Origin of the sequence: Dinoroseobacter sp. S124A (assembly GCF_049801015.1) — a bacterium.
GTDB lineage: Bacteria > Pseudomonadota > Alphaproteobacteria > Rhodobacterales > Rhodobacteraceae > Dinoroseobacter.
Map to the genome: position 1 here is coordinate 194,882 of NZ_JBNAGD010000004.1, position 24,776 is coordinate 219,657.

The 24,776-nt window shown below is 66.6% G+C and carries 19 protein-coding genes; 10 read left to right on the forward strand and 9 right to left on the reverse strand.

Annotated elements, in window-relative coordinates:
- The first annotated feature begins 145 nt into the window (after positions 1–145).
- From ACP15I_RS11440 to ACP15I_RS11450, 3 genes are all read left to right on the forward strand, one after another.
- The gene (locus ACP15I_RS11440) at positions 146–1,954 is read left to right on the forward strand and encodes an ABC transporter transmembrane domain-containing protein (RefSeq protein WP_424975180.1); all 1,809 of its coding nucleotides are present in this window, start codon (positions 146–148) and stop codon (positions 1,952–1,954) included.
- A gap of 177 nt (positions 1,955–2,131) precedes the next feature.
- On the forward strand, positions 2,132–4,030 hold the full coding sequence (locus ACP15I_RS11445) for an acyl-CoA synthetase (RefSeq protein ID WP_424975181.1): 1,899 nt from the start codon (positions 2,132–2,134) through the stop codon (positions 4,028–4,030).
- Between the two features lie 120 nt (positions 4,031–4,150).
- Complete coding sequence (locus tag ACP15I_RS11450) at positions 4,151–4,348, forward strand: hypothetical protein (protein ID WP_424965822.1); 198 nt, start codon at positions 4,151–4,153, stop codon at positions 4,346–4,348.
- A 163-nt stretch (positions 4,349–4,511) separates the two neighbouring features.
- Here ACP15I_RS11450 and ACP15I_RS11455 read toward each other — a convergent pair whose 3' ends face one another.
- Genes ACP15I_RS11455 through ACP15I_RS11465 form a run of 3 tightly spaced genes read right to left on the reverse strand, consistent with a single transcriptional unit; the run spans position 4,512 to position 11,157 of the window.
- Positions 4,512–5,402 carry a transglutaminase family protein gene (locus ACP15I_RS11455; protein WP_424975182.1) on the reverse strand — a complete coding sequence of 297 codons (891 nt, stop codon included), beginning with the start codon at positions 5,400–5,402 and terminating at the stop codon, positions 4,512–4,514.
- A 9-nt stretch (positions 5,403–5,411) separates the two neighbouring features.
- Positions 5,412–7,826, reverse strand: a complete 2,415-nt coding sequence (locus ACP15I_RS11460; protein WP_424965824.1) for a circularly permuted type 2 ATP-grasp protein — start codon at positions 7,824–7,826, stop codon at positions 5,412–5,414.
- Entirely contained in the window at positions 7,819–11,157 is a 3,339-nt protein-coding gene (locus tag ACP15I_RS11465) for a DUF2126 domain-containing protein (RefSeq protein ID WP_424975183.1), read from the reverse strand. Before ACP15I_RS11465 ends, ACP15I_RS11460 begins: the two co-directional genes overlap by 8 nt.
- A gap of 526 nt (positions 11,158–11,683) precedes the next feature.
- On the opposite strand from ACP15I_RS11465, the gene ACP15I_RS11470 reads away from it, so the two are divergent.
- Genes ACP15I_RS11470 through ACP15I_RS11490 form a run of 5 tightly spaced genes read left to right on the forward strand, consistent with a single transcriptional unit; the run spans position 11,684 to position 16,655 of the window.
- A complete protein-coding gene (locus ACP15I_RS11470; RefSeq protein WP_424975184.1) occupies positions 11,684–13,651 on the forward strand; it encodes an FAD-dependent oxidoreductase in 1,968 nt (655 codons plus the stop codon).
- Between the two features lie 12 nt (positions 13,652–13,663).
- Complete coding sequence (locus ACP15I_RS11475; RefSeq protein WP_424975185.1) at positions 13,664–15,163, forward strand: ammonia-forming cytochrome c nitrite reductase subunit c552; 1,500 nt, start codon at positions 13,664–13,666, stop codon at positions 15,161–15,163.
- 52 nt (positions 15,164–15,215) lie between these two features.
- Positions 15,216–15,788, forward strand: coding sequence for a Tll0287-like domain-containing protein (locus ACP15I_RS11480; protein ID WP_424965829.1), 573 nt, complete (start codon positions 15,216–15,218; stop codon positions 15,786–15,788).
- The gene (locus ACP15I_RS11485; RefSeq protein ID WP_424965830.1) at positions 15,788–16,240 is read left to right on the forward strand and encodes a c-type cytochrome; all 453 of its coding nucleotides are present in this window, start codon (positions 15,788–15,790) and stop codon (positions 16,238–16,240) included. The genes ACP15I_RS11480 and ACP15I_RS11485 overlap by 1 nt, the downstream gene beginning before the upstream one ends.
- A 1-nt stretch (position 16,241) precedes the next feature.
- Complete coding sequence (locus tag ACP15I_RS11490) at positions 16,242–16,655, forward strand: globin family protein (RefSeq protein ID WP_424965831.1); 414 nt, start codon at positions 16,242–16,244, stop codon at positions 16,653–16,655.
- Between the two features lie 236 nt (positions 16,656–16,891).
- On the opposite strand, the gene ACP15I_RS11495 is transcribed toward ACP15I_RS11490, so the two are convergent.
- Genes ACP15I_RS11495 through ACP15I_RS11520 form a run of 6 tightly spaced genes read right to left on the reverse strand, consistent with a single transcriptional unit; the run spans position 16,892 to position 21,688 of the window.
- Positions 16,892–17,587, reverse strand: coding sequence for an ABC transporter ATP-binding protein (locus tag ACP15I_RS11495; protein WP_424975186.1), 696 nt, complete (start codon positions 17,585–17,587; stop codon positions 16,892–16,894).
- Positions 17,584–18,330 carry an ABC transporter ATP-binding protein gene (locus ACP15I_RS11500; protein WP_424975187.1) on the reverse strand — a complete coding sequence of 249 codons (747 nt, stop codon included), beginning with the start codon at positions 18,328–18,330 and terminating at the stop codon, positions 17,584–17,586. Before ACP15I_RS11500 ends, ACP15I_RS11495 begins: the two co-directional genes overlap by 4 nt.
- A complete protein-coding gene (locus ACP15I_RS11505; protein WP_424975188.1) occupies positions 18,327–19,301 on the reverse strand; it encodes a branched-chain amino acid ABC transporter permease in 975 nt (324 codons plus the stop codon). The genes ACP15I_RS11500 and ACP15I_RS11505 overlap by 4 nt, the downstream gene beginning before the upstream one ends.
- 1 nt (position 19,302) lies before the next feature.
- A complete protein-coding gene (locus tag ACP15I_RS11510) occupies positions 19,303–20,220 on the reverse strand; it encodes a branched-chain amino acid ABC transporter permease (RefSeq protein ID WP_424965835.1) in 918 nt (305 codons plus the stop codon).
- A gap of 49 nt (positions 20,221–20,269) precedes the next feature.
- Complete coding sequence (locus ACP15I_RS11515) at positions 20,270–21,421, reverse strand: ABC transporter substrate-binding protein (protein WP_424975189.1); 1,152 nt, start codon at positions 21,419–21,421, stop codon at positions 20,270–20,272.
- Between the two features lie 30 nt (positions 21,422–21,451).
- Entirely contained in the window at positions 21,452–21,688 is a 237-nt protein-coding gene (locus tag ACP15I_RS11520) for an Lrp/AsnC ligand binding domain-containing protein (protein ID WP_424965837.1), read from the reverse strand.
- A gap of 235 nt (positions 21,689–21,923) precedes the next feature.
- On the opposite strand from ACP15I_RS11520, the gene ACP15I_RS11525 reads away from it, so the two are divergent.
- Positions 21,924–22,382: a (2Fe-2S)-binding protein gene (locus ACP15I_RS11525; RefSeq protein ID WP_424965838.1), complete on the forward strand. Its 459-nt coding sequence runs from the start codon at positions 21,924–21,926 to the stop codon at positions 22,380–22,382.
- Position 22,383: 1 nt separating this feature from the next.
- The gene (locus ACP15I_RS11530; RefSeq protein WP_424975190.1) at positions 22,384–24,567 is read left to right on the forward strand and encodes a molybdopterin cofactor-binding domain-containing protein; all 2,184 of its coding nucleotides are present in this window, start codon (positions 22,384–22,386) and stop codon (positions 24,565–24,567) included.
- Positions 24,568–24,776 lie beyond the last annotated feature (209 nt).

Below are 24,776 nucleotides of genomic sequence, written 5' to 3' on the forward strand. Positions count from 1 at the left end.
GCTGGCGGAGCCGGGACAGGAGCCCCGATCTGCCGGTGCGGCGGATCCGCCCCTCGGGCAGGCTGTCGTTTGAGTGACCTTCGGGGGACATGCAGCGGGGCGTGGGGCCGCGCACGTGCTCCGCACAGTGTGAGAGCTGCCGCCGATGGCCAGACAACCCGCGCCGAGCGCGCCCAATACCGCTTCCGAAGAGCGCGCGAAATCCAAGAATATCAGTGCGCTGAAGACGCTGTTTCCCTTCATCATGCCCTATCGCAGCCTGTTGACGGCGGCGGGCGTGGCGTTGGTGCTGACGGCGTTTCTGTCGCTGCTGCTGCCCATGGCGGTGCGTCGCGTGGTCGATGGGTTCGATGCGCGGGACACGGCACTCCTCGATCAGTATTTCGGCGCGGCCATCGCCGTGGCGGCCCTGCTCGCGATCGGCACCGGCCTGCGCTACTACCTCGTGACCCGGCTGGGCGAGCGTGTGGTGGCCGATATTCGCAAGGCTGTCTTCGACCGCACCCTCGGGATGAGCCCGGCCTTTTTCGAGAAGGTCATGACCGGCGAAGTGCTCAGCCGTCTGACCACGGACACCACGCTGATCCTGTCGGTAATCTCATCGTCCGTGTCGGTTGCGCTGCGGAACTTCCTGATCCTGCTGGGCGGCATGGTGCTGATGCTGCTGACCTCCAGCAAGCTGACGATGCTGGTGCTGTTGCTGGTGCCCATGGTGCTGGTCCCCATCGTCGTGCTGGGCCGCAAGCTGCGCAAGCTGAGCCGCGCGAACCAGGACTGGATCGCGGCGAGCTCGGGCAATGCCTCCGAGGCGCTCTTGTCGGTGCAGACCGTACAGGCCTTCACCCATGTGCAGGAGAGCCGCGCCGAGTTCGACCGGATGACCGAGGCGTCCTTCGACAGTGCCAAGCGCCGCATCGGTGTGCGCTCGCTGATGACAGTAATCGTGATCTTCCTGATCTTCACCGGCATTGTCGGCGTGCTCTGGATGGGTGCGCGGGACGTGCGCGACGAGCTGATGACGCCCGGGGGTCTGGTACAATTCGTGATCTATGCGGTGATGGTGGCTGGCTCGGTCGGTGCGCTCTCGGAGATCTGGAGCGAGCTGCAGCGCGCGGCAGGCGCGACCGAGCGTCTGGTCGAGCTCTTGACCATGAAGGACAGTGTCGAGGACCCCGCCGATCCCAAGCCGCTGCCCAACGAATGCGTCGGCCATATCCAGTTCGAAGGGGTGAGCTTCAGATACCCGGCCCGGCCCGATACGCCTGTGCTTGACGGGATCGACATCGATATCCAACCGGGCGAGACCGTGGCCCTCGTGGGCCCCTCGGGCGCGGGCAAATCGACGATCCTGCAACTGCTGCTGCGCTTCTTCGATCCGTCCGAAGGCACGGTGAAACTTGACGGGATCGACCTGCGCGAGACCGAGCGGGATGCCTTCCGTCGCAAGATGGCTTTCGTGCCGCAGGATGCGGTGATCTTTGCCGCCAGCGCGCGGGACAATATCCGCTTTGGCCGCCCCGAAGCCAGCGACGCCGAGGTGGAGGCCGCCGCCAAGGCCGCCGCCGCGGATGAGTTCCTGACCCGTCTGCCCGAAGGCTATGACAGCTATGTGGGCGAGCGCGGCGTGATGCTGTCGGGTGGGCAGAAACAGCGCATCGCGCTGGCTCGGGCGATCCTGCGGGATGCGCCGGTGCTGCTGCTCGATGAGGCGACATCGGCGCTCGACGCGGAATCCGAATTGGCCGTCCAGCGCGCGGTGGAACAGCTGTCCGAAGGCCGCACGACCCTGATCGTGGCCCACCGTCTGGCCACGGTTAAGAAGGCCGACCGCATCCTCGTCTTCGAAGAGGGCCGGATCGTGGCCGAGGGCACCCATGACGCGCTGGTGGCGCAGGGCGGGCTCTATGCCCGGCTCGCGCGGCTGCAATTCACGGCCGGGCTCGCCGCGGAATAGCCTCCGTTTCCGGCCCATTGGGCCCCTTGACGTCGCGGCGCGCGCGGTTCGACGTAACGTTGCCAAGTTGCGCGGTGGGTTGCGTCACTCTGTCATTTGCGTATCTCTGGATCCCGGATCAGCGCCCGGTTGCGGGCAGAAAACAGGCTGACAGGGAAAAACAGGGGGGAAGGCGCGATGGGAGTTTCCATTTCGACGCTTGCAGACAAGGCCGATCTGGAGGCCGCACATCCGTGGGACACCGCGCAGCCCGCGCAGACCATCTATGAGCTGCTGACCAAGACCAAAAACGCCCATGGCGACCGCAAGGCGGTGACCTTCACGCTCACCTCGGACCCCAAGGATGCGGGAGAGACTCTGACCTGGCGCGAGCTGCACGGCAAGGCGACCCAGGCGGCGAACCTGTTCCGCGCGCTGGGCGTGGGTGAGAATGACGTTGTCGCCTATGTGCTGCCCAACACCTCGGAGACGGTCTGGGCCTATCTCGGCGGGTCCGTGGCCGGGGTGGTCAACCCGATCAATCCCCTGCTCGAAGCCGAGCAGATCGGGGCCATCCTGAACGAGACCAAGGCCAAGGTCGTCGTGACCCTGAAATCCTTTCTCAAGACCGATGTTGCCCAGAAGACCGCCGAGGCCGTCGCCATGGCGCCGGGCGTGACCCATGTGCTTGAGATCGATCTCTTGCGCTATCTCAGCCCGCCCAAGAGCTGGATCGCCGGTCTGCTCCGGCCCAAGAACCCGGTCTCGCACCGTGCGACGGTGCTGAACTTCAACACCGAGATCGCCCGCCAGCCCGCTGATGGCCTGACCTTCCCGGACAGTTTCGAGGACCGGGTGGCGGCCTATTTCCACACCGGTGGCACCACCGGCATGCCGAAGGTGGCGCAGCACACTTATTCAGGGATGCTCTATAACGGCTGGCTCGGCTCCGAGCTGCTCTTTACCCATGACGACACGCTGATCTGCCCGCTGCCGCTGTTTCACGTCTTTGCCTGCTATCCGGTTCTGATGTCCGTGCTCACCTCGGGCGGCCATGTGGTCTTCCCCACGCCCCAGGGCTATCGCGGCGAGGGCGTGTTCGACAATTTCTGGAAGCTGATCGAGCGGTGGGACGTGACCTTCATGATCACCGTGCCCACGGCGCTCTCAGCGCTGATGCAGCGCCCGGTGGATGCCAATGTCTCGTCCCTGCGGATCGCGATCTCGGGCTCGGCGCCGCTGCCGCTGGAGCTTTATACGAGGTTCCAGAAAGCCACGGGCGTGAACATTGCCGAGGGCTACGGGCTGACCGAGGCGACCTGCCTTGTCTCCTGCAACCCGATCGATGGCGTTCAGAAGGTCGGCTCCGTCGGCATTCCGCTGCCCCATACAGATGTGCGGATCCTCCATTGCGGGGAGGATGGCAGCATCACCTATGAATGCAGCACCGATGAGGTCGGCGAGATCTGCATCGCCAATCCGGGCGTCAATGACGGCTCGACCTATACGGAGGCGGGCAAGAATCTCGGGCTTTATGCGGACAAGGTCTACCTGCGGACAGGGGATCTGGGCCGGATCGATGACGAAGGCTATCTCTGGATCACCGGGCGGGCCAAGGACCTGATCATCCGGTCGGGCCACAATATCGATCCCGCGGTGATCGAAGAGGCGCTGATGGCGCATCCGGCCGTGGCCATGGCCGGGGCGATCGGCCAGCCGGATTCCTACGCGGGCGAGTTGCCCGTGGCCTATGTGGAACTCGTGGGCGGGGCCGAGGCGACCTCGGAGGAGCTCATGGCCCATGCCGCCGGGATCGTGACCGAGCGTGCAGCCCATCCCAAGCGGATCGAGGTTCTGGACGAGCTGCCCAAGACCGCAGTGGGCAAGGTGTTCAAGCCCGATCTGCGCAAGCGCGCCATTCGGCTGGTCTATGACAAGGCCCTGAGCGAGGCGGGCCATGCCGCCGAGGTGGCCGAGGTGGTCGAGGACAAGAAACGCGGTCTGGTCGCGCGGCTGCGCAAGACCGGTGACGTGGATACCGAGGCGCTGGGCCATACGCTGGGCAACTTCACCCGGCCATGGGAATGGGCCGACTGACGGATCGGAACAATTGAAGGCGTTTCGGCGGTCCCGAGGTGCCTTCCGTAAACCTTCGTTAAGACTCTGGTAAGATTCGCTAAGCTACCCTTCATTTGTACCAACCCGATGGAGGACTGCATGATCTACGCGCTCATAGGAACGGTTTTCGGCGTTCTGAGCGCAGGCATGTCCCTTGTCCTCGGCGCCCCGCTTTTCGTTGCCCTGCTGATCTATGCCGGGACGGGCGCGGCCTGTCTCGGCGGTGGCTTCGCGGTGGCCGCCTTCTGCCTCTGGCGCAACGGCTCCGATGATCGGGAGCTTCCGCTTCAGGGCTGAGCTGTTTCGCTCTGCCCGGGTCGCCGCCCCCCCCTGCAAGACCCTCTCCGCACTGACTGTGGCTGTCCGACCGAGCCCCTTCGGCCGGCCTAACCCGCCCCGGTCTGACTGAGCTTCCCCGGATCTGCGTGATCCGTTCCGGTCCGCAGATTCCGCGACCTGCTCAGGCGGCGTTTTCTACCGGGATCATGTCCACACCCTGCGCGCTCGTACCCACTGCGGCCGTGCGCAGCACGCCCTTGATCGGCGAGACATCCGAGTAGTCCCGGCCATAGGCCACCACCACGTGATCGGTCTCGATGGACAGGTCATTGGTCGGATCGTACTCGATCCACCCCATATCCGTGCCGCACCACGCGCTGACCCAGGCATGCATGGCATCCGCCCCCTCCAGGCGCGGTTTGCCCGGCGGCGGCAGGGTGCGCAGGAAGCCCGAGACATAGCGCGCCGGGATCCCGAGGCTGCGCAGCGCGGCGATCAGGATATGGCTGAAATCCTGACAGACCCCGTGACGCTTCTCAAAGGCCTCGATCATCGGGGTCTCGACAGTGGTGGCGGTGGCGTCGAACTTCATCTGCCGGTGCAGCGCCCGGCCGAGCGCCCGCATCTGCGGCAGTGCCCCGCCGCGGGTTTCGGCCACGATCTCGCGGGCGAATTGGGCGATCTCCGAGCGCAGGGGCACCCGCGGCGAGGGGCCGAGAAAGTGATGCGGCGCGGCGGGTCCGAGGGCCGGGACCTGCGCAATCTCGCGCGTCAGCCGAGCGCGGTCGGGGGACATGTCCAGCTTGGCCTCGGGCGCGTCGCATTGCACCCGCGCCTGCATGGTCACGATCATCTCGTCATGGGGCCGGTCATGATAGAACACGGTCGCCTCATTGCCGAAGAAGTCGCGAAACCCGTGGCGCGTATCGGCCAGCGGCGCGCAGCTCAGCAGGCTGGTGCGCACCACCTGCCGGCCGGGCAGGTTCGCAGGGACGACCCGCGTGAGGTGCCGCGCCCCGCTGGCACGCCCGGAATAGCTGTGGCTCAGCTCCAGCCGGATGTCATAGAGCATCCCGTTCCCTCAGCGCATATAGGTCTCGGACAGAAGGTCCGAGAGCGTCCAGATCTGGGCCCGCAAGGCTCGCAGCCTCGCGGGGTCGAGGCTCTCAGCGCTTTGCACGGCGAGATCCGTATGGGCCTGCAACATGCAGCGCGCAACGGGCGACAGGGTGTCGTCCTGCCGGGTCCGGGGCAGGGCGTCGATATGATGTTTCAACCGTTCCAGATGATACAGGACCGAGCGCGGGTTCAGGCTATCCAGGGCAAGGATCTGGGTCAGGCTCTCGGGCGTGGCGGGTTTCATGAAACGGCCACGATGAGCCATGACGCTGTCGCCCAGCTCGAGCGCGAGATCGAGCGCCCCCTCGGGCGCATCCGGATCGCCGATCCGGGCGAGCGTCGTGCACATGGCGCTGGCCCGTTCGATCGACATGCCCGCGCTCATGAACCGCCAGCCCGTGGAGCGGTACATGTTCTCATGCACCAGCCCCGAAAACCCGGTCAGCTTGCGCAGCAGGATCCCCGTGGCCGGGGCGGCCTCCTCGATGGGGATCGGCGCCTCGATGAGTTTCTGCACCGCTTTCGAGACGTCTTTCAGCGCCAGCAGGCCATCCACCGAGATCCGGTCGCGGATCCGGGCACCGCAGGCCAGCGCGGCCTCGAGCGGCTCCTGAAACTGCGCGGCGAGCACCTTTGGATCCGCGCTGCGCGCCCGGAGCAGATCCGACAGGATGAAGGTCGGCAACTCGGCCTCCGCCACGACCCCTGCAGAGAGCAGCCCGAAAAACGCACGATAGGCGCGCATGGCGCCTTCGGCCCGTTCCACGTAGCGCCCCAGCCAGTAGAGGTTGTCCGCCGCCCGGCTCGGCAGGGAAGCCGCGTGCCCATCTCCGCTGACGCCGGGGGTGGGCGTGGCGATCATGGTTGGTTTCGGGACCGGCCCGTCGCTGACGATCCAGACATCCGAGACCGCGCCGCCCGCCTGCATCGCGATGGCCGAGGCGTTGTTCTGGGCGGCCACCCTCGCGTATCCGCCGGGCATGACCCGCCAGCCCGTCGGCGTGCGCGCGAGGAAGACGCGCAGGGACATCGGCCGCGGTGCGAGGCGGCCCTCGTCCCAGACCGGCGTGGTCGAGAGGGTCACGATTTCCTGGCCCACAAGGTCGCGGCCCTTGGTCTGCAGAAGCTCTGCAACCCGGTCGCCGCCCTCGCTGCGCAGGTCTTCGGGGACGCTCGTGCCGCCCGGATCGTCATAGGGCAGGCGCGTGGCATAGGCCGAGCTGATCATCATCCGGTCGCGGTTGGCCAGAACATGGGCGCGCTCGGCCTCCTGCCCGCACCACCATGTGGCGATATTGGGCAGGGCCAGCGGCCCGCCGGTGAGCGCGCGCGAGATCTTTGGCAAAAAGGCCAGCATCGCCCGGGTTTCCAGCACCCCGGCGCCGAGCGCATTGACGCTCGCCACCTCGCCGCGCCGGACCACATCCACAAGGCCGGGAGTGCCCAGTGTCGAGCTCTCGTTCAGCTCCAGCGGGTCGCAGAACTCGGCATCCAGCCTGCGCCACAGGACCGAGATGGGCCGCAACCCGTCCACGGAGCGGACCTTGAGACGGCCCTGATCCACGGTCAGGTCCTCGCCCTCCACCAGCAGCATCCCGAGATAGCGGGCGAGATAGGCATGCTCGAAATAGACATCGTTCATCTGCCCGGGCGTGAGCAGGGCGATGGGCTCGTCCCGGTCCCGGCGATGGCCGACCAGCCCCTCGCGAAAGGCCTGAAAGAACCCGGCGAGGCGGTGGACATTCGCCTTGGCATAGAAATTCGGAAAGATCCGGCTGGTCGCGATCCGGTTTTCCAGCGCGAAGCCTGCGCCGGATGGCGCATCCGTGCGATCCCCCAGCACCCACCATTGCCCCGAGGGCGCGCGCCCGACCTCGAAGGCGATGAAGTTCAGAAAATGCCCCGAGGACGGCGTGACCCCGACCAGCGGACGCAACCAGGCCGGGTTCTGGGCGATCAGCTCGGCGGGCAGATGCCCCTCGGCGAGCAGACGGTTCTCGCCATAGAGATCCGCGACCACGCGCTCCAGCAGGTCCGCACGCTCGATCAGGCCAGAGGCGATCCGGGTCCATTCCTCCTGGCTGAGCAGAACGGGAATATGGCTCAGGGGCCAGTCCCGCTCGCTCGCCGCCTCTGCGCCGTATTTGCGATAGAAGACGCCCGCATCGCGCAGGTATTGCTCGCCGCGATTGAACCGGTTGGCGATGCCGCTCTCGTCCAGCCGTGCCAGATGGCGGACGAAGGCGCGCCAGACCGGGCGGATCTCGCCCGCGCTGTCATAGAGCTCGTCGGCGACGCCGGGCTGAGGGGTATATCCCGACAGCAGCGCCTGCGTCTCGATCGGATCGTCCGCAGGCGCGGCCAGGGGGTCAGACATTCGGGGGCCGTCTCAAATCCAGGGTCATCGGGAATTCCGGGTGCGGGGTCTCCGCAATCGGGGCGTAGGTCCCGGCATTATGGCCATGGGCCTCGAACCGGGCAAGGCGGCGCGCCTCGGCCTCGTTGCCATTGATGGGGAAGGTGTCGTAGTTGCGCCCGCCCGGATGGGCCACGTGGTACCGGCACCCGCCCAGGGCGCGCCCGGTCCAGGTATCGAAGATGTCGAAGGTCAGGGGCGCCTGCACGGGCAGGGTCGGGTGCAGGGACTCGGCAGGTTGCCACGCCTTGAACCGCACGCCCGCCACCGCTTCCTCAGGCGAGGCGGTGGGGCGCAGGGGCACCCGCCGCCCATTGGCGGTCACCACATAGCGGTTGGGGTCGGCGCCGCTCAGCTTGACCTGCATCCGCTCCACCGAGCTGTCGGTGTAGCGCACGGTCCCGCCAATCGCGCCTGTCTCGCCCAGCACATGCCACGGCTCCAGCGCCTGACGCAGCTCCAGCGTCATGCCCTCATAGGTGACCTCGCCGCAGAACGGGAAGCGGAACTCGGACTGCGCCCTGAACCATTCGGGATCGACAGGCAGGCCATGGGCGGCCAGATCGCGGCAGACCTCGGTGAAGTCCTCCCAGAGGAAATGGGGCAGCATGAACCGATCATGGAGCTGCGTGCCCCAGCGCGTCAGGTTGCCCGAAAGCGGCGCGTCCCAGAACCGCGCGATCAGGGCGCGGATCAGCACCTGCTGGGCCAACGACATGCGCGGGTTGGGCGGCATCTCGAAGCCGCGGAATTCGACCAGCCCGAGCCGCCCGGTGGGACCATCGGGCGAGTAGAGCTTGTCGATGCAGATCTCCGAGCGGTGGGTGTTGCCGGTCACGTCGATCAGGGCGTTGCGCAGCAGCCGGTCCACCAGCCACGGGGGCGGGGCCTGCCCGGCGCTGGGATCGGGGATATTGGCCAGCGCGATCTCAAGCTCATAGAGCCCGTCATGGCGGGCCTCGTCGATGCGCGGGGCTTGCGAGGTCGGGCCGACAAACACGCCCGAGAAGAGATAGCTCAGGCTCGGATGCCGGTTCCATTGCAGGATCAGCGATTTCAGCAGATCGGGCCGCCGCAGGAAGGGGCTGTCCTCGGTCGAGGCGCCGCCCACCACCACGTGGTTGCCGCCGCCGGTACCGGTGTGACGTCCGTCCACCATGAACTTGTCCGCGCCGAGCCGGGATTGCCGCGCCTCTTCATAGACGGCTTCGGTGATCGCCACGCAATCGTCCCAGCTATGGGCCGGATGGATGTTCACCTCGATCACGCCCGGGTCCGGGGCTACGCGGATCACGTTCAGCCGGTCATCGCCCGGGGGGGCGTAGCCCTCGATATGCACCGGCTGCTCCAGCGCCGTGGCCGCCGCCTCAGTCGCGGCCAGAAGTTCGAGGTAGTCCGCCGCGCTTTCGACCGGGGGCAGGAAGACGCAGAGCTTGCCATCGCGCGGCTCGACGCTGATCGCGGTGCGGACCGGGCCGCCCAGCTCGGTCAGGTATTGCCCGGTCTGGGCCTCCCCCGCTGCGGCGACGCTGGTCTGGGCCGGGGCCAGTTCACGCCGGTCGCGCAGGCGCTCTGCCTCCTTGGCGACGAGGTCGGGCTCGGGCAGGGGGGATTTCTCGGCAAAGGGATCCGCCGGATAGGTATAGGGATAGGCCGCAGGGGACACATGGGGCAGGGAGCCCAAGGGCAGGCGGTAACCCACGGGGCTGTCCCCGGGGGTCAGGAACAACCGGCCACGCCGCAGGCTCCAGCGCTCCGAATGCCAGCCCGCGCCGGATTTCGCCTGCCAGCGCTGCACGGGCAGGACATAGCCCGAGGGCGTGGTCAACCCGCGCTCGAACACCCGGGCGATGCGGTGCCGTTCTTCCGGGTCCTTCAGCTTGGAGTTCTCGGGCGTGACATTCTCCGGCAGCCTGGCCTCGCGCACGAGCCATTCGGCAGGGTCCTCGAAGGCCGGGGTGACGTTCTCTTCGGGCACCTCGAGGGCGGCGGCAATCGCGCCAAGCAGCGCTTCGGCATCCTCGGCACCCGGGGTCGCGTCGCTCTCCTCGCGCGCGATCAGGTCCGAGTTCGACCAGAGTGGTTTGCCATCGCCCCGCCAGTAAAGCGAGAAGGTCCAGCGCGGCAAGGTCTCGCCGGGATACCACTTGCCTTGGCCGTAATGCAGGAACCCTCCGGGCGCGAACCGGTCGCGCAGCTTGCGGATCAGCTCGTCCGCCAGGGCGCGCTTGGTGGGGCCCACGGCGGCCGTGTTCCATTCGGCGCTCTCGAAATCGTCGATCGACACAAAGGTCGGCTCGCCGCCCATGGTCAGGCGCACATCGCCCTCGGCCAGTTTCTCATCGACCTTGTGCCCCAGCGCATTGAGCGCGTCCCAGGCCTGATCTGAGAACGGCTTGGTGATACGCGGATGCTCGGCGGTGCGGGTCACCTGCATGTCGAAATTGAACGTAACATCCGCAGCGCTCGCCATGCCCGCAATGGGCGCGGCGTTGCGGTAATGGGGCGTGGCGGCCAGGGGAATGTGGCTTTCGCCTGCCAGCAGCCCGCTTGTGGGGTCGAGCCCGATCCAGCCCGCCCCGGGCAGATAGACCTCGGCCCAGGCATGCAGGTCGGTGAAGTCGTGATCCGTGCCCGAGGGGCCGTCCAGCGCCTTGAGGTCCGGTTTCAGCTGGATCAGGTAGCCCGAGCAGAACCGAGCCGCAAATCCGAGGTTGCGCAGGATCTGGATCAGCAACCACGAGCTGTCCCGGCAGGAGCCCTTGACGCTGGTCAGGGTCTCTTCGGGGGTCTGCACCCCCGGCTCCATCCGGATGACATAGCCGATATCGCTGGCGATCTTGGCGTTCAGCCCCACGAGGAAGTCCACGGTCCGCTCAGTCTCGCGCGGCAAGGCGTCGAGATAGGCGCGCAGCTTCGGTCCGACCGGTTCGGGCGTCTTGTAGATCACCAGATCCGGCGCCAGATCCTCGGGATAGTCAAAGGGCCATGTCTCGGCGGTTTCCTCGACGAAGAAATCGAACGGGTTGTAGACGCTCATATCCGCGACCAGATCGACCTCGATCTTGAACTCGCGCACGGGCTCGGGAAAGACGAAGCGCGCCAACCAGTTGCCATAGGGGTCCTGCTGGTGGTTCACGAAATGCCCGCCGGGCGACACCTTGAGCGCATGGGAGATCACCCGGGTCCGGCTGTGCGGCGCCGGGCGCAGGCGGATGATCTGCGGGCCAAGCGTGACCGGGCGGTCATACTGGTAATGGGTCAAATGATAGATGCTGGCGGTAATGGACATGGGGGATTCTCGACCTGTGCAGGGATCTATCGGTCCTACCCCATGGGCGCGGTATTGCAAGAGACTGCGCCATCCCCCCGGGGCAGGCGGTCGCAGATGGTGGCAAATGGGGCAGCCTGAAAACGGCTGATCCGGATTTGCCGGTTTCTGCAGCGGCAAGAATTGCGATTTGCGAGGCGGATCCTGCCGGATTTCGGGCAAATGCTCGAAAACCGGCCCGGAATCAGCCGAAATCACGGACAAAACGCCGTCAGCGCCTAATTTGAGCGCGCACCCCGGAGAGAGCGGTCATTTCGCGGTCATCGTCTCGGCATTCTGCCGCAGTGCCGCTAATCCCTTGGTTGAACGCCGCGCAGCCATGCTACGCCAGAGGCAACCCCGAGACACAGTCGTCTCTCAATGCGGAGCAAGGACGTTCCGTTTCGACTGGCAGCAATGATGCGCCACACGCCCACCGTTTGCGCGGTGAGGATGGTTCTCCTGCTGCATGAGGATTTCCCCATTGTCCTTGTCCGACCCCGGATTTTTGAGCGACCCCGTTTCTGAACCTGCCCCCCCCGGCGTGGTGGTGGTGGGCGGTGGCCCTGTCGGTGTCCGCGCCGCCAACGAGATCGCCCGGCGCGGTCAGCCTGTCACCCTGCTGACGGCGGAGCCCTATCAGCCTTATAACCGTGTCCGCCTGACCCCGCTGCTGGCCGGCGATGTCCAGTTCGGCGAGATCGAGGTGCCCCAGATGGGCGGCGCCGAGGGCGTGACCTGCCTCACGGGCCTGCCGGTGACGGCCATCGATCGCGACGCGTGCCAGGTCCGTACTGCCGATGGCGGGGTCTGGCCCTATGACAAGCTGGTGCTGGCCACCGGGTCGCGCGCTTTCGTGCCCTCGATCCCCGGCGCGGATCTGACCGGGGTCTATACCTTCCGGACGGCAGCAGATGCCTCTGCCCTTCTGGCGCGCAGCTTTTCGGCGCGCAAGGTGGTGGTCATCGGGGGCGGATTGCTCGGGCTCGAGGCCGCGCGCGGGATGCGCCAGCGGCAGGCCGAGGTGACCGTGATCGAACATGAGGGCCGGGTGATGCCGCGCCAGCTCGATGCCGAGGCGGGGGCGCTTCTGGCCCAGAGCATCGAGGCGCTGGGCGTCAAGGTCTTCACCGGAGTGGCGGTGAAATCCATCGCGGGCGAGAATGGCAAGGTCACGGGGCTCGCGCTGGCCAACGGGACCGAGATCGAGGCCGATACGGTAATCATCTGCACCGGGGTGCGTGCCAATACCCAGATCGCGCTGGCGGCGGGGCTGCCGGTCGGGCGCGGCGTCATCGTCAATGATGCGATGCAGACGGCGGATCCCGACATCTATGCCATTGGCGAGTGCGCCGAGCATCGCGGGCAGGTCTATGGCCTCGTGGGGCCGGGCTATGCCCAGGCGGATGTGGCCGCCGCCGTCCTGAGCGGCGGGACGGCCAGCTATTCGGGTACCGCTCCGGCCACCAAGCTCAAGGTGATCGGCGCCGAAGTGTTCTCGGCAGGCGAGGTCGAGCAGCTCGATGCGCGCCCGGATGTGCGCAGCCATGTCTGGCGCGGACCGGCGGGATACCGGCGGATCTTTCTCGCGCGGGGCAAGCTCAAAGGCGCCATGGCCGTGGGTGGTTGGGGCCAGTCGAGCCGGGTTCAGAACGCGGTGCAGAGCGAGATGCCGGTCCATCCTTGGCAAGTCTGGCGCTTTCGCACAACGGGTCAGCTTTGGCCCGATGAGGATCTCGGGGTCGCGGACCTGCCCGAGGAGGCGACCGTGTGCAACTGCACCGGTGTAACGGCGGGCCGTCTGCGGGCCTGCCAAGCGGCCGGGGCAGGCGACGCGCCTGCGCTGAGCCTCGCCACGGGGGCGGGCACGGTCTGCGGCAGTTGCGTGCCGCAGCTGGAGGAGCTGGCAGATGCGGGCGGGCCGCCCAAGCCGGTCCGGCTCTTCACGGCGCTGATCGCGCTCTCGTCTCTAGCGGCGCTTCTGGCGCTGGCGCTCGCGTTGCTGCCGCGGGTGCCGTACCCGACAAGCTTTGATGCGGCCTCCCTGCGGGACTGGCTCTGGCGCGATCCGATCGTCAAGCAGTGGACGGGCTGGACCCTGTTCGGCATCGCGGTGGCGGCCATGGCGGTGGGGCTGCGCAAGCGGCTGCGGATCACGGACCGTCTGGGCGCCTATGACTGGTGGCGGGTGATCCATCTCGGCATCGGGCTGCTCGCCGCAATTGCGCTGGTCGTGCATACCGGTCTGCGGCCCGGGGCGAACACCAATCTCGCGCTCTTTGTGGCCTTCACCGCAACGCTGGTGATGGGGGCCGTGGCGGGCATGGCCACGGGCGGGGATCACGCCCTGCGCGCCCGCCGGATCGGCACCGCGCGCAAGCCGGCGCGCGCCTTGCCCACCTGGCTGCATATTCTTGCGATCTGGCCCTTGCCGGTCCTGATCCTCGTCCATGTCCTGACCGTCTATGCGTATTGAGGAGGCCGTTCGATGACCCGTACACAACTCCTCTGGACCCTCTGGATCATTGGCACTCTTGCCCTGGCCGGGGTGGCCGGCGCGCGGATCTTCGTGACCGGCGACCGCACGGCCTTTCTGCCGGGGCAGACCACCGGTGTCCACCATCAGCTCGAGATTGCTTGCGAGACCTGTCACACCTCGAAACCCTTCGCTTCGACCACGAAGGTGCGCAAGGACATCAACAAGACCTGCGTGACCTGTCACAAGGACGAGCTCAAGGCCGCCGATGACAGCCACCCGAAGAAGAAATTCACCCCGCCGCGCATGGCGCAGTTCTGGGACAAGGTGGATGGGCGGTTCTGCACGACCTGCCATTCCGAGCACCTGCCGGAGGTGACGTTGGCCGGGATGGTCACGATCCAGGGCGACTACTGTGTCGCCTGCCATTCCGAAGGCGAGCAGGACGTCCGGGTCAACCGCGCAAGCCACGCGGACCTGACCTTTGACACCTGTGCTTCGTCGGGATGTCACAACTACCACGACAATCGCGCGCTTTATGAGGATTTCCTCGTTAAACATGCGGACAGTCCCTGGATCGCCGAGGATCCCGTCCACGCGGCCTCGGCAGCGGCGCGCCAACGCCCCAAGCCTGATGCAGACGCAATCCGAACCTATCTCGCCGCGCTGCCGCCTGCGCCGGAGCCCCATCCCCAGGACGAGGCCATTGCCCATGACTGGGCAGGTTCCGCCCATGCAGCGGCGGATGTGGGCTGCGCCTCCTGCCATGCGCCGAAATCCGAGACGGCCGAAGAGATTGCCGCGAACTGGGTCGAAAGCCCCGACCCTCAGGAGATCTGTTCAAGCTGCCACAAGGCCGAGGCCAAGACCTTCCGTCTGGGGCGTCACGGCACGCGCACCCATCCCAAGCTGGGCAAGCCCCGCGATGCCAAGCACATCACCCGGGATGTGGGCTGGAAGGCCGACAAGGAGCTGCTGGCCCAGCTCGATGCCTATCTCAGCGACGCCACGCCGCCGCCCCTCATGAGCACCGCCGAGGCGCGTGTGCCTCTCCACGCAGAGGCCATGGGCCAGGAGCTGACCTGCACCACCTGCCACGGGCCCCACAAGGTCGATGTGGTGAAGGCCCAGGTGGAAAGCTGCACCAGCTGCCATGCGGACGACCATTCCATGGCCTATGAGGGCAGTCCCCATCACCAGCTCTGGCAGGCCGAGCTTGCGGGCGATCTGCCCCCGGGCAGTGGCGTGACCTGTGCGACCTGCCACATGCCCAAGGAAGAGACCTCCAAGGGCGTGGTTTCAAACCACAACCAGAACGACACCCTGCGACCGAACGAGAAAATGATCCGGCCCATCTGCATGGATTGCCATGGCCTGCGCTTTGCCATCGATGCGCTGGCGGATCCGGATCTCGTGGCGAACAATTTCGCAGGCCAACCTTCCCGCACGATCGAAAGTGTCGATTGGGCGGTCCGTCGCGTGGACCAACCGGACGAAGGCTCCAACCAATGACCCGGCTGTTCCACGCATCCCCCACCTCCCGTAGAAAATGAGGACACTCTCTATGTATACCAAAATGCGCAAGTTCAAAGCCGCCGCCCTGCTTGCGGCCGGTCTGTCGGTCGTGGCCCCCGCCACCCAGGCCGAAGATATGGAATACCAGCAGGTCGCGGATCTTCTGCACCTCGTGATGAGCTCGGACCGGACGGTCTATACCCGCATGATCGTGAACCGCCTCGCGGTGAAGGAAGGCGTGATCAAGGCTTCCGAGCATTTCATGGATGACAAGGCGCTCGTGCTGCCCGCGCAGATGTTCCGCTTTGGCGCCGAGATGGTGGCCGAAGAGACCGACGCCTTCTCCTACTCGCTGCTGTCGCTCTGGCCGATCAACAAGCAGAACGCGCCGACCACCGATCTCGAGAAGGAAGGCCTGCAGTATATCGCGGACAACCCGGGCGAGAATTTCTACGGCGAGGAAGAGCTGGGCGGGACCACCTATTTCACCGCGTTTTACCCGGACATCTCCGTCGCCGAGGCCTGCTCCTCCTGCCATAACGAGCATAAGGACAGCCCGCGCACCGACTTTGAGGGCGGCGACGTGATGGGTGGCGTGGTCATCCGGATCCCGGTCGATTGATGCGCGCCTGGCGATGCTGGGTGGTGGCCTGCACCACGCTTGTGCTGAGCGCGCAGGCCGGGGCTGAGGGCGTGGCATCGCCAGAGGGTCTGCCGGGGCTGGTGGCGCTGGAGGCGCTGCCGGTCCCGGACGATCCGGTGCTCGCCCTGGGCCGCGAGGTTTGGGGCGGGCCCTGTGTGAATTGCCACAATGGCAACCGATACACCGGTGCGCCCAAGGTAACCTCGACCGAGGCTTGGGCCCCGCGGATCGCCAAGGGCTTTCCGCAGCTTTTCATCCACGCAACCGAGGGGTTCGTGGGCCCGAAATTCACAGAAATGCCCGCGCGGGGCGGCAATCCGGACCTGACCGACCGGCAGGTCGCGGCTGCCCTCGCCTTTATGGTCTGGGCCAGCGGAGGCGCGGAAGACGCCCTGGCCTATACCCAATCTCCTGACTTCCCGAGGGACTGACATGACACCTGATCAAGTAAACCTGGTCCAGACCAGCTTCAAAAGCGTGGCGCCGATTGCCGAGACGGCCGCGGATATCTTCTATGCGCGGCTCTTCGAGATCGCGCCGGAAACCCGGGCGCTCTTTCCCGAGGTGATGACCGACCAGAAGAAAAAGCTGATGCAGATGCTGGGGGTGGCGGTGAACGGGCTGACCAATCTGGAGGCGATCGTGCCCGCCGTGCAGGAGCTCGGCGCACGCCATCAGGGCTACAAGGTGACTGATGCCCATTATGACAGCGTGGGGGCGGCTCTGCTCTACACGCTCGAAAAAGGGCTGGGTGACGCTTTCACGCCCGAGGTCGAAGCGGCTTGGGCCGAGACCTACGGCACCCTGGCCAGCGTGATGAAAGACGCGCAAAAAGCCGTCGCTTGAGCCTCTTCGGGCGGTGATCCAAAGGCGCGCCTGCGGCGCATATCACTCTGCACTGCGTGCCAGAGGGGGCCCCGCCCCCTCCGACGCCGGGGCGGCGTCGCCCCCGGTGCTCCTCGCCCGACCCGTCAGCGTGCTCGACCCGAGGGGGCCAGTGCGACCCGTCTGCCAGACTTAAGTCCGGAAATATCCCGGGGGTGCGGGGGCTGGCCCCCGCGATCCTGACCTTGTCGCCCAAACTAGACCCCGAGCCAGCGCGCGGCGCTCTCCGCGTCCAGCCCGGCCATCTCTCCGGCCCAGACGGTTTTGCCCCGGGCGAGGATCACCGCCTGATCCGCGACCTGCCGCAACTCGCGCAGGGACTTGTCCACAAGGATCAGGCTCAGCCCTCCTTCGGCGCGGAGCTGGGCCACGGCTGCCCAGATTTCCTGCCGCACCACCGGGGCGAGCCCTTCTGTCGCCTCGTCCAGTACCAGGAGCCTCGGGTTGGTCATCAAGGCGCGGCCGATCGCGAGCATCTGTTGCTCGCCCCCGGACAGGGACGCCGCGCGCTGGTCCCCTCGTTCGGCCAGACGCGGGAACAGGGCCGCGACGCGGTCCAGATCCCACGGGCCCGGCCGCGCCGTCGCCATCAGGTTCTCGATCACGGTCAGCGGGGCGAAGCACCGGCGTCCCTCGGGCACGAGCCCGAGCCCGAGCCGTGCGATGCGATGCGCCGGCAGGCCCGCCGTCTCGACCCCGGCAAACCGGATCTGCCCCGCGCTGGGCGGCAGGAGCCCGCAAAGTGTCTTCAGCGTTGTGCTCTTGCCCATGCCGTTGCGGCCCATCAGCGCCAGCGCGCCGCCCTCCGGCAGGGTCAGGTCCACCCCGAACAGAGCCTGAGACGCCCCATAGCTTGCGGTCACGCCGCGCATCTCGACGAGGGGCGCGCTCATGGGTCCTCCTCCCCGAGATAGGCGAGGCGCACCGCCGGATCGGCGCGGATTTCGTCCGGTGTCCCCGAGGCGATCACCGCCCCCGCCACCAGCACCGAGATCCGGTCCGCCAGCGCAAAGACCGCATCCATGTCATGCTCGACCAGCAGGATCGGCGCTTCAGTGCGCAAGCCGTCGAGCAGACGGGTCATCGCTGCCGTCCCCTCAATCCCCAGCCCGGCCATGGGCTCATCCATCAGGAACAGCTTGGGCGACAGGGTCAGGGCCACCGCGACCTCGAGTTGCCGCCGTTGCCCGTGGGAGAGGGTCGCCGTGATGGTCCCGGCCTGGTCACCCAGACCGACCCGCTCCAAGGCCGCTTCGGCCACGGCGCGCAGCCCGGCAGCCCGCTGGATCGGGCGCCAGAGCGACAACCGCCCGCCCCGCGCCCCCTGCGCGCCGAGCAGGGCGTTTTCCAGCGCCGTATGCTCCATGGCCAAAGCGGAGATCTGAAACGTTCGGCCCAGCCCGCGCCGCGCCCGCGCGGGCGTGTCGAGCGCGGTGACATCCTCGCCCGCCAGCCACACGCGCCCAGCATCGGGGCGCAATGCCCCGGCGATCTGCGCGATCAGCGTCGACTTGCCAGCGCCATTCGGCCCGATCAACGCGTGGATCTCACCGGGGCGCAGATCGAGGGTCACCGCGTCGCTCGCCACTAGCGCGCCGAAGCGCTTGGTGATCCCCTCCAGTGCCAGCACGCTCATGAGCGCCCCCGCACCAGCGTGCCCACCAACCCACCCCGGGCGAACAGAACCACTCCCAGCAGGAGCGCGCCGAGATAGATGTGCCAATAGTCGCTGAGCCCGCCCAGCCAGTGTTCGAGCAGGATGAAGAGCGCGGCACCCGCCACCGGCCCAAAGAGCCGCGCAACCCCGCCGAGGATCACGAAGACCATGATCTCGCCCGAGGTGTGCCAGCTGAACATGGTCGGGCTGACAAAACGGTTGAGATCGGCAAAGAGCGCCCCTGCGAGCCCGGTGATCGCGCCCGAGATCACGAAGGCGATCAGGCGCAGGCGAAAGGGCGAGAAGCCCAGCGTCTCGGCCCGGGCGGGGCTTTGGCGCGCGGTGCTGAGGGCCAGCCCGAAGGGCGAGGCGGCGATCCGCGCGCTTACGAACAGCGCCAGCAGCAAAAGCCCATAGCAGATCCCGAAGAACTGGATCGGGTCGAGCGTGTTCAGCCCGGGAAACCCGTTGCGCACATAGATCGACAGCCCGTCCTCGCCGCCATAGGCCGGCCAGGAGATCGCGAAGTAGTAGAACATCTGACCGAAGGCGAGCGTGATCATGATGAAATAGACGCCCGAGGTGCGCAGGGACAGGGCTCCTACGGCGAGAGCGGCGAGCGCGCTTGTCACCATGGCCACCAGCCAGATCACCGGCATGGATTTCGTCCCCTCGATCAGGAATGGCACCTCCATCAGGGGGGTATAGGTCTGGGCGTGATGGGCGAGAATGCCCATGGCATAGCCACCGATCCCGAAGAAGAGCGCATGTCCGAGGCTCACCAGCCCGCCGAGCCCCAGCGCGAGGTTTAGCCCCACACCCGCCAGCGCGAGGACGGCCACCCGGGTGGCCAGCGTGATCGTGAAGGGCTCATCGGCCCAGAGCGCCCAGAGCGGCACCGCCAGCAGGCCCGCCGCGATGGCGGCGTTCAGCATCCCCTCGCGTGTCATCTCAGGCCCGCCCATAGAGTCCCGTGGGCCGCAGGACCAGCACGCAGGCCATCAAGATGTAAATCGCCATGGAGGCGATGGCCGAGCCGACACTCGTGGCGGCCGAGGGCTCCATCACCGTTCCCAGCAGCACCGGCAGCAGGGTCCGGCCCAGCGTGTCCGTCAGCCCCAGCAGTATCGCGCCCACAAGCGCGCCCTTGATCGAGCCGATGCCACCGATCACGATCACCACAAAGGCGAGGATCAGCACCGGCTCGCCCATGCCCACCTGCACCGATTGGATCGCGCCGACCAGCGCGCCTGCAAGCCCGGCAAGGGCCGCGCCCAGGGCAAAGACCAGCGTATAGAGCCGGTTGATGTCCACCCCGAGCGCGCCGATCATCTCGCGATCGGCTTCGCCCGCGCGGATCTGCACGCCGATCCGCGTCCGCCCGATCAACCAGAAAAGCCCCACCGCCACGGCCAGCCCGACACCGATAATCGCCAGCCGGTAGGCCGGGTATTGGATCCCGCCGGGCAGGGTGACCGGCCCCGCCAGCGCGGCGGGGACATCGAGAAAGAGCGGGAAGGACCCGAAGATCCAGCGCGTGCCCTCGGAAAAGATCAGGATCAGCGCGAAGGTCGCCAGCACCTGATCCAGATGGTCGCGATCATAGAGCCTGCGGATTACCGTCACCTCGATCAGCGCGCCTGCCGCTGCCGCCGCCGCAAGGGCTGCCGCGAGGCCCAGCAGGAACGACCCCGTCGCCCCGGCTACCGCCGCCGCTGCGAACGCGCCCACCATATAGAGCGAGCCATGGGCCAGATTGATCAGACCCATGACCCCGAAGATCAGCGTCAGACCGGCGGCCATCAGGAACAGCATGATCCCGAATTGCACGCCGTTCAGCACTTGCTCGATCAGCAGAACCGCACTCACCGTCTAGGCCACCCCGACTGGGCGCCCGGCCCGCAGGCCGGGCCACCGATCACATCTTGCACTCGGCCGCGTAGGCGTCCGCATGGTCCGTCAGGGCCGCGCCGAGGGTCTTGTTGGTGAAGACATCGCCCTCCTGAATGACCTCGCGGATATAGATGTCCTGGATCGGGTGGTGGTTCGGGCCAAAGGCGAAATCCCCCCGGGTGGAAGCGAAATCCGCCTCTTTCAGGGCCGCGCGGAAGGCATCCGCATCCGCCACATCGGCCTTGGCCATCGCGCTCAGGAGCAGGTTCGCCGTGTCAAACCCCTGGCTCGCATAGAGCGAAGGCAGGCGGCCATACTCGGCCTGAAAGCTTTCGACAAAGGCGGCGTTGGTGGGGTTGTCCAGATCCTTGTTCCACTGGCTGGTGTTTTTCACACCAAGCGCCGCATCGCCCACGGCCTGCAGGATGCCCTGATCAAAGCTGAAGGCGGGTCCGACAACGGGCAGGTCCACACCCGAGGCCGCGTATTGCTTGAGGAAGGAAATCCCCATCCCACCGGGCAGGAAGAAGAACACGCTATCGGCACCCGAGGCGCGGATCTGCGCGATCTCGGCGGCGTAGTCGGTCTGGCCCAGCTTGGTATAGATCTCACCAGCCAGATCACCCTCGTAGAACCGCTTGTAGCCGGTCAGCGCATCCTGACCCGCCGGGTAGTTCGGCGCGAGGATAAAGGAGTTCTTCAGCCCGGCCTCGTTGGCATAGGCTCCTGCCGCCTCGTGCAGGTTGTCATTCTGCCAGGCCACGTTGAAGTAATTCGGGTGGCAGCCGCGCCCGGCCAGCGCCGAGGGGCCCGCATTGGGCGACAGGTAGAACTTGCCCTGCGCCGTGGCCGCCGGGACCACCGCCATGGCGAGATTGGACCAGATGATGCCCGTCAGCACGTCGACCTTTTCGGACTGGATCATCTTGTCGGCCAGCTGCACCGCGATATCCGGCTTGCGCTGATCATCCTCGATCACCACCTCAAGCTTGTCATTGCCCGCCTGCTTCACGGCCAGCATGAAGCCGTCGCGCACATCGATCCCGAGGCCCGCGCCGCCGCCCGACAGGGTGGTGATCATCCCGACCTTGACCGCGCCGCCATGGCCCTCGGCCAGGCCCATGCCCGCGGTCGTTGCGGCCAGAAGTGCCGCGACTAGCGTTGTTTTCAGTGTCATCTCGTCTCTCCCGTTGGTGTCCGGCGTTTCTCAGAACGCCTTGAACGTCAATGTGGTCAGCGTGCGTTCGATCCCGTCGATATCCAGCAGGTTCTCGTTGATGAACCGGCCCACATCCGCGTCCTGCGGGATGTAGAGCTTCAGCAGCAGGTCATACTCGCCGCTGGTGGAATAGAGCTCGGAATGGATCTCGCGCAGGGTGATGTCATCGGCCACGCGATAGGCTGTCCCCGGTCGGCACCTGATCTGAACGAACACACAATTCATCGCTTTCCCTCCATCGCTGACGCGCATCACGCACGGGCCAAACGGAACCGGGTTTTGCGCCGAAAGGCCAGAGGGATCATGCCTTTGACCGCGATTTTTCTCTGAACCCCCGCGCATCTCGGTTTCGAGAAAACAACCAATGTGCGTCAGCGCGCGGAAATAGCGCTAAACAAATCGCCATTCGGGGTTAAGTTAGAGCGTCTAACACCACAGATCCGATGACGGGGAGGTCTCGATGGTCAGCTTTACGCTTAATGGCGCGCCAACCACGGTCGATGTCGAAGAGGACATGCCGCTGCTGTGGCTGTTGCGCGACGAACTCAAGATGACGGGAACGAAGTTTGGCTGCGGGGTGGCCTCCTGCGGGGCTTGCACCGTGCATGTGGACGGGGTTCCGACCCGGTCCTGCCAGATCGCGGTGGGCGATCTCGAAGGGGCCGACGTGACCTCGATCGAAGGCGTCGACACCAAGGCCGCCGCCGCGATCCAGGCCGCCTGGGTCGAGATGCAGGTGCCGCAATGCGGCTATTGCCAGTCGGGCCAGATCATGTCCGCCACGGCCCTGTTGGCTGAGACGCCGAAGCCCTCGGATGAGGACATCGATTTTGCCATGGAAGGCAATGTCTGCCGCTGTGCCACCTATGCCCGGATCCGCAAGGCGATCCACCGTGCATCCGAAATCATGGAGGCCTGAGATGCTGCATTATCTGGAACAGGCCCTGACCGCTCCGGCCCCGTCGCGCCGGACCTTTCTGAAGCTGTCTGCGGGCGCGATCGGCGGGCTGCTGATCGGCGCGAGCCTACCGCGCGGGGCGCAGGCCATGGGCGAGGGCGGCTTCACGCAACCTTTCGTTCATATCACACCCGACGGCACCGTGACCGTGCTGATCAAGCATCTGGACAAGGGGCAGGGGGCCGCGACCGGTCTCGCCACGCTTGTCGCCGAAGAGCTTGACGCCGATCCCGATCAGGTGGCGGTGGAATTCGCACCGTCGAACCCGCAGGTCTATGTCAATACCGCCTTCGGTGTGCAGGGCACGGGTGGCTCGACCGCCATGGCGAATTCCTTCATGCAATATCGCGAGGCCGGAGCGGCTGCGCGCGCCATGCTCGTGGCGGCGGCTGCCGAGACCTGGGGTGTCGCGCCCGAGACCATCTCGGTCGCCAAGGGTCAGGTGACCAGCGGCGATGACAGCGCGAGCTTCGGCGATCTGGCCGAGGCCGCGGGTCGTCAGGCCGTCCCTGAAAGCGTGTCCCTGAAATCTGCTGCGGATTGGACGGTGATCGGCAAGGACATGGCCCGGGTCGAGCTGCCGCTCAAGACCCAAGGGTCCGTGGGCATGTTCGGCATGGATGCCAAGCCCGAGGGGATCCTGATCGCCGTGACCGCGCGTCCGCCGAAATTCGGGGCCACCGTGGCCTCGGTGAATGCCGATGCGGCCAAGGCAATGCCGGGTGTTTCGGCCGTTCTGACCATCCCCCAGGGCGTGGTCGTCGTGGCCGACAACACATGGCGCGCGATGATGGCGCGCGATGCGTTGGACATCGAATGGGACATGTCCACCGCCGAGACCCGCAGCACGGACACCCTCACCGAGGAGTTTTCCGCCCTGCTGGACACGCAAGGGAACACGGCCGTCGCGCGTGGCGATGCCGCGGGCAAGCTCGCAGGGGCCGCGCAAGTGGTCGAGGCGAGCTACCATTTCCCCTATCTCGCCCATGCCCCCATGGAGCCGCTCAACATGACCGTCCTCTTTGACGGCGAGACGGCGACGTTCTGGGGCGGCAGCCAGATCCAGACGATCGACCATAATGTGGCCGCCGCCGTGCTCGGGATCCCGTTCGAGAATGTGGCGATCAACACCATGTGGGGCGGCGGCTCTTTCGGGCGGCGCGCCACGGCGGACGGGCATCTGGTGGCCGAAACCGCGAGCATCGGGGCCGCATGGCTCGCCGAGACCGGCTCCGCGGCGCCGATCAAGCTGGTCTATTCCCGCGAGGATGACATCCGCGGCGGCTATTACCGTCCCCTGACCCTGCACAAGGTCCGCGCGGGCGTGGATGCCGAGGGCAAGATCTCGGGCTGGGAGCATCGCATCGTCGGCCAGGGCATCATGATCGGCACGCCCTTCGAAAGCTTCCTCGTCAAGGACGGCGTGGACCATTCCAGCACCGAGGGGGCTGCGGATTCCACCTACAGCCTGCCGGACATGGCCATGGATGTGCACCACCCGAACGTCGGGATCCCGGTGCTGTGGTGGCGCTCGGTCGGGCATACCCACTCCGCCTATGTGATGGAGACCATGATGGACCAGCTCGCCGAAGCGGCGGGGCAGGATCCGGTGGCCTTCCGTCTCGCGCATCTGGGTGATGATCCGCGCCTTGCGGGCGTGCTTCGTCTGGCGGCTGAAAAGGCGGGCTGGGACAGCCCTGCGCCCGAGGGCCTGCATCGCGGCGTCGCGGTCCACAAGAGCTTCAACAGCTATGTGGCCGAGATCGCCGAGGTGCGCATGCGCGAGGACGGTACGGTGAAGGTCGAGAAGGTCACCTGCGCGGTGGATTGCGGCATCGCCGTGAACCCCGACAATATCCGCGCGCAAATCGAAGGCGGGCTGGCTTATGGCCTGTCCGGGATCCTGCGCGAGGAGGTGACGCTGACCGACGGGGAAGTCGACCAGTTCAACTACCCCGACTACATGCCCCTGCGCATCACCGACATGCCCGTGGTCGACGTCCATATCGTCGCCTCGTCGGAGGCACCCACGGGTGTGGGCGAACCTGGCACCCCGCCCATTGGTCCGGCTGTGGCCAATGCGGTGGCCCGCGCCACCGGGCAGCGTATTACCGAACTGCCCTTTTCCAAGCACGGGCTCGCCTGAGCCCAAAGCCAACCACTCACGACCGGCCCCGTCCTGCGACGGGGCCGTTTGCGTTTTCCCCACTGCCCTTTGGTCGGGGCTGCGGCCTGCGCAGATGAACCAACCGCCGCCGCCTGCGCCATGAGGCTCGGGGTCGGAGCCTCGCCGCGCGCCCGGGCCGGTCCGCCGTCTTTCTCGGAATCAGGACCCCCCGACCCCGAGGACGCCGG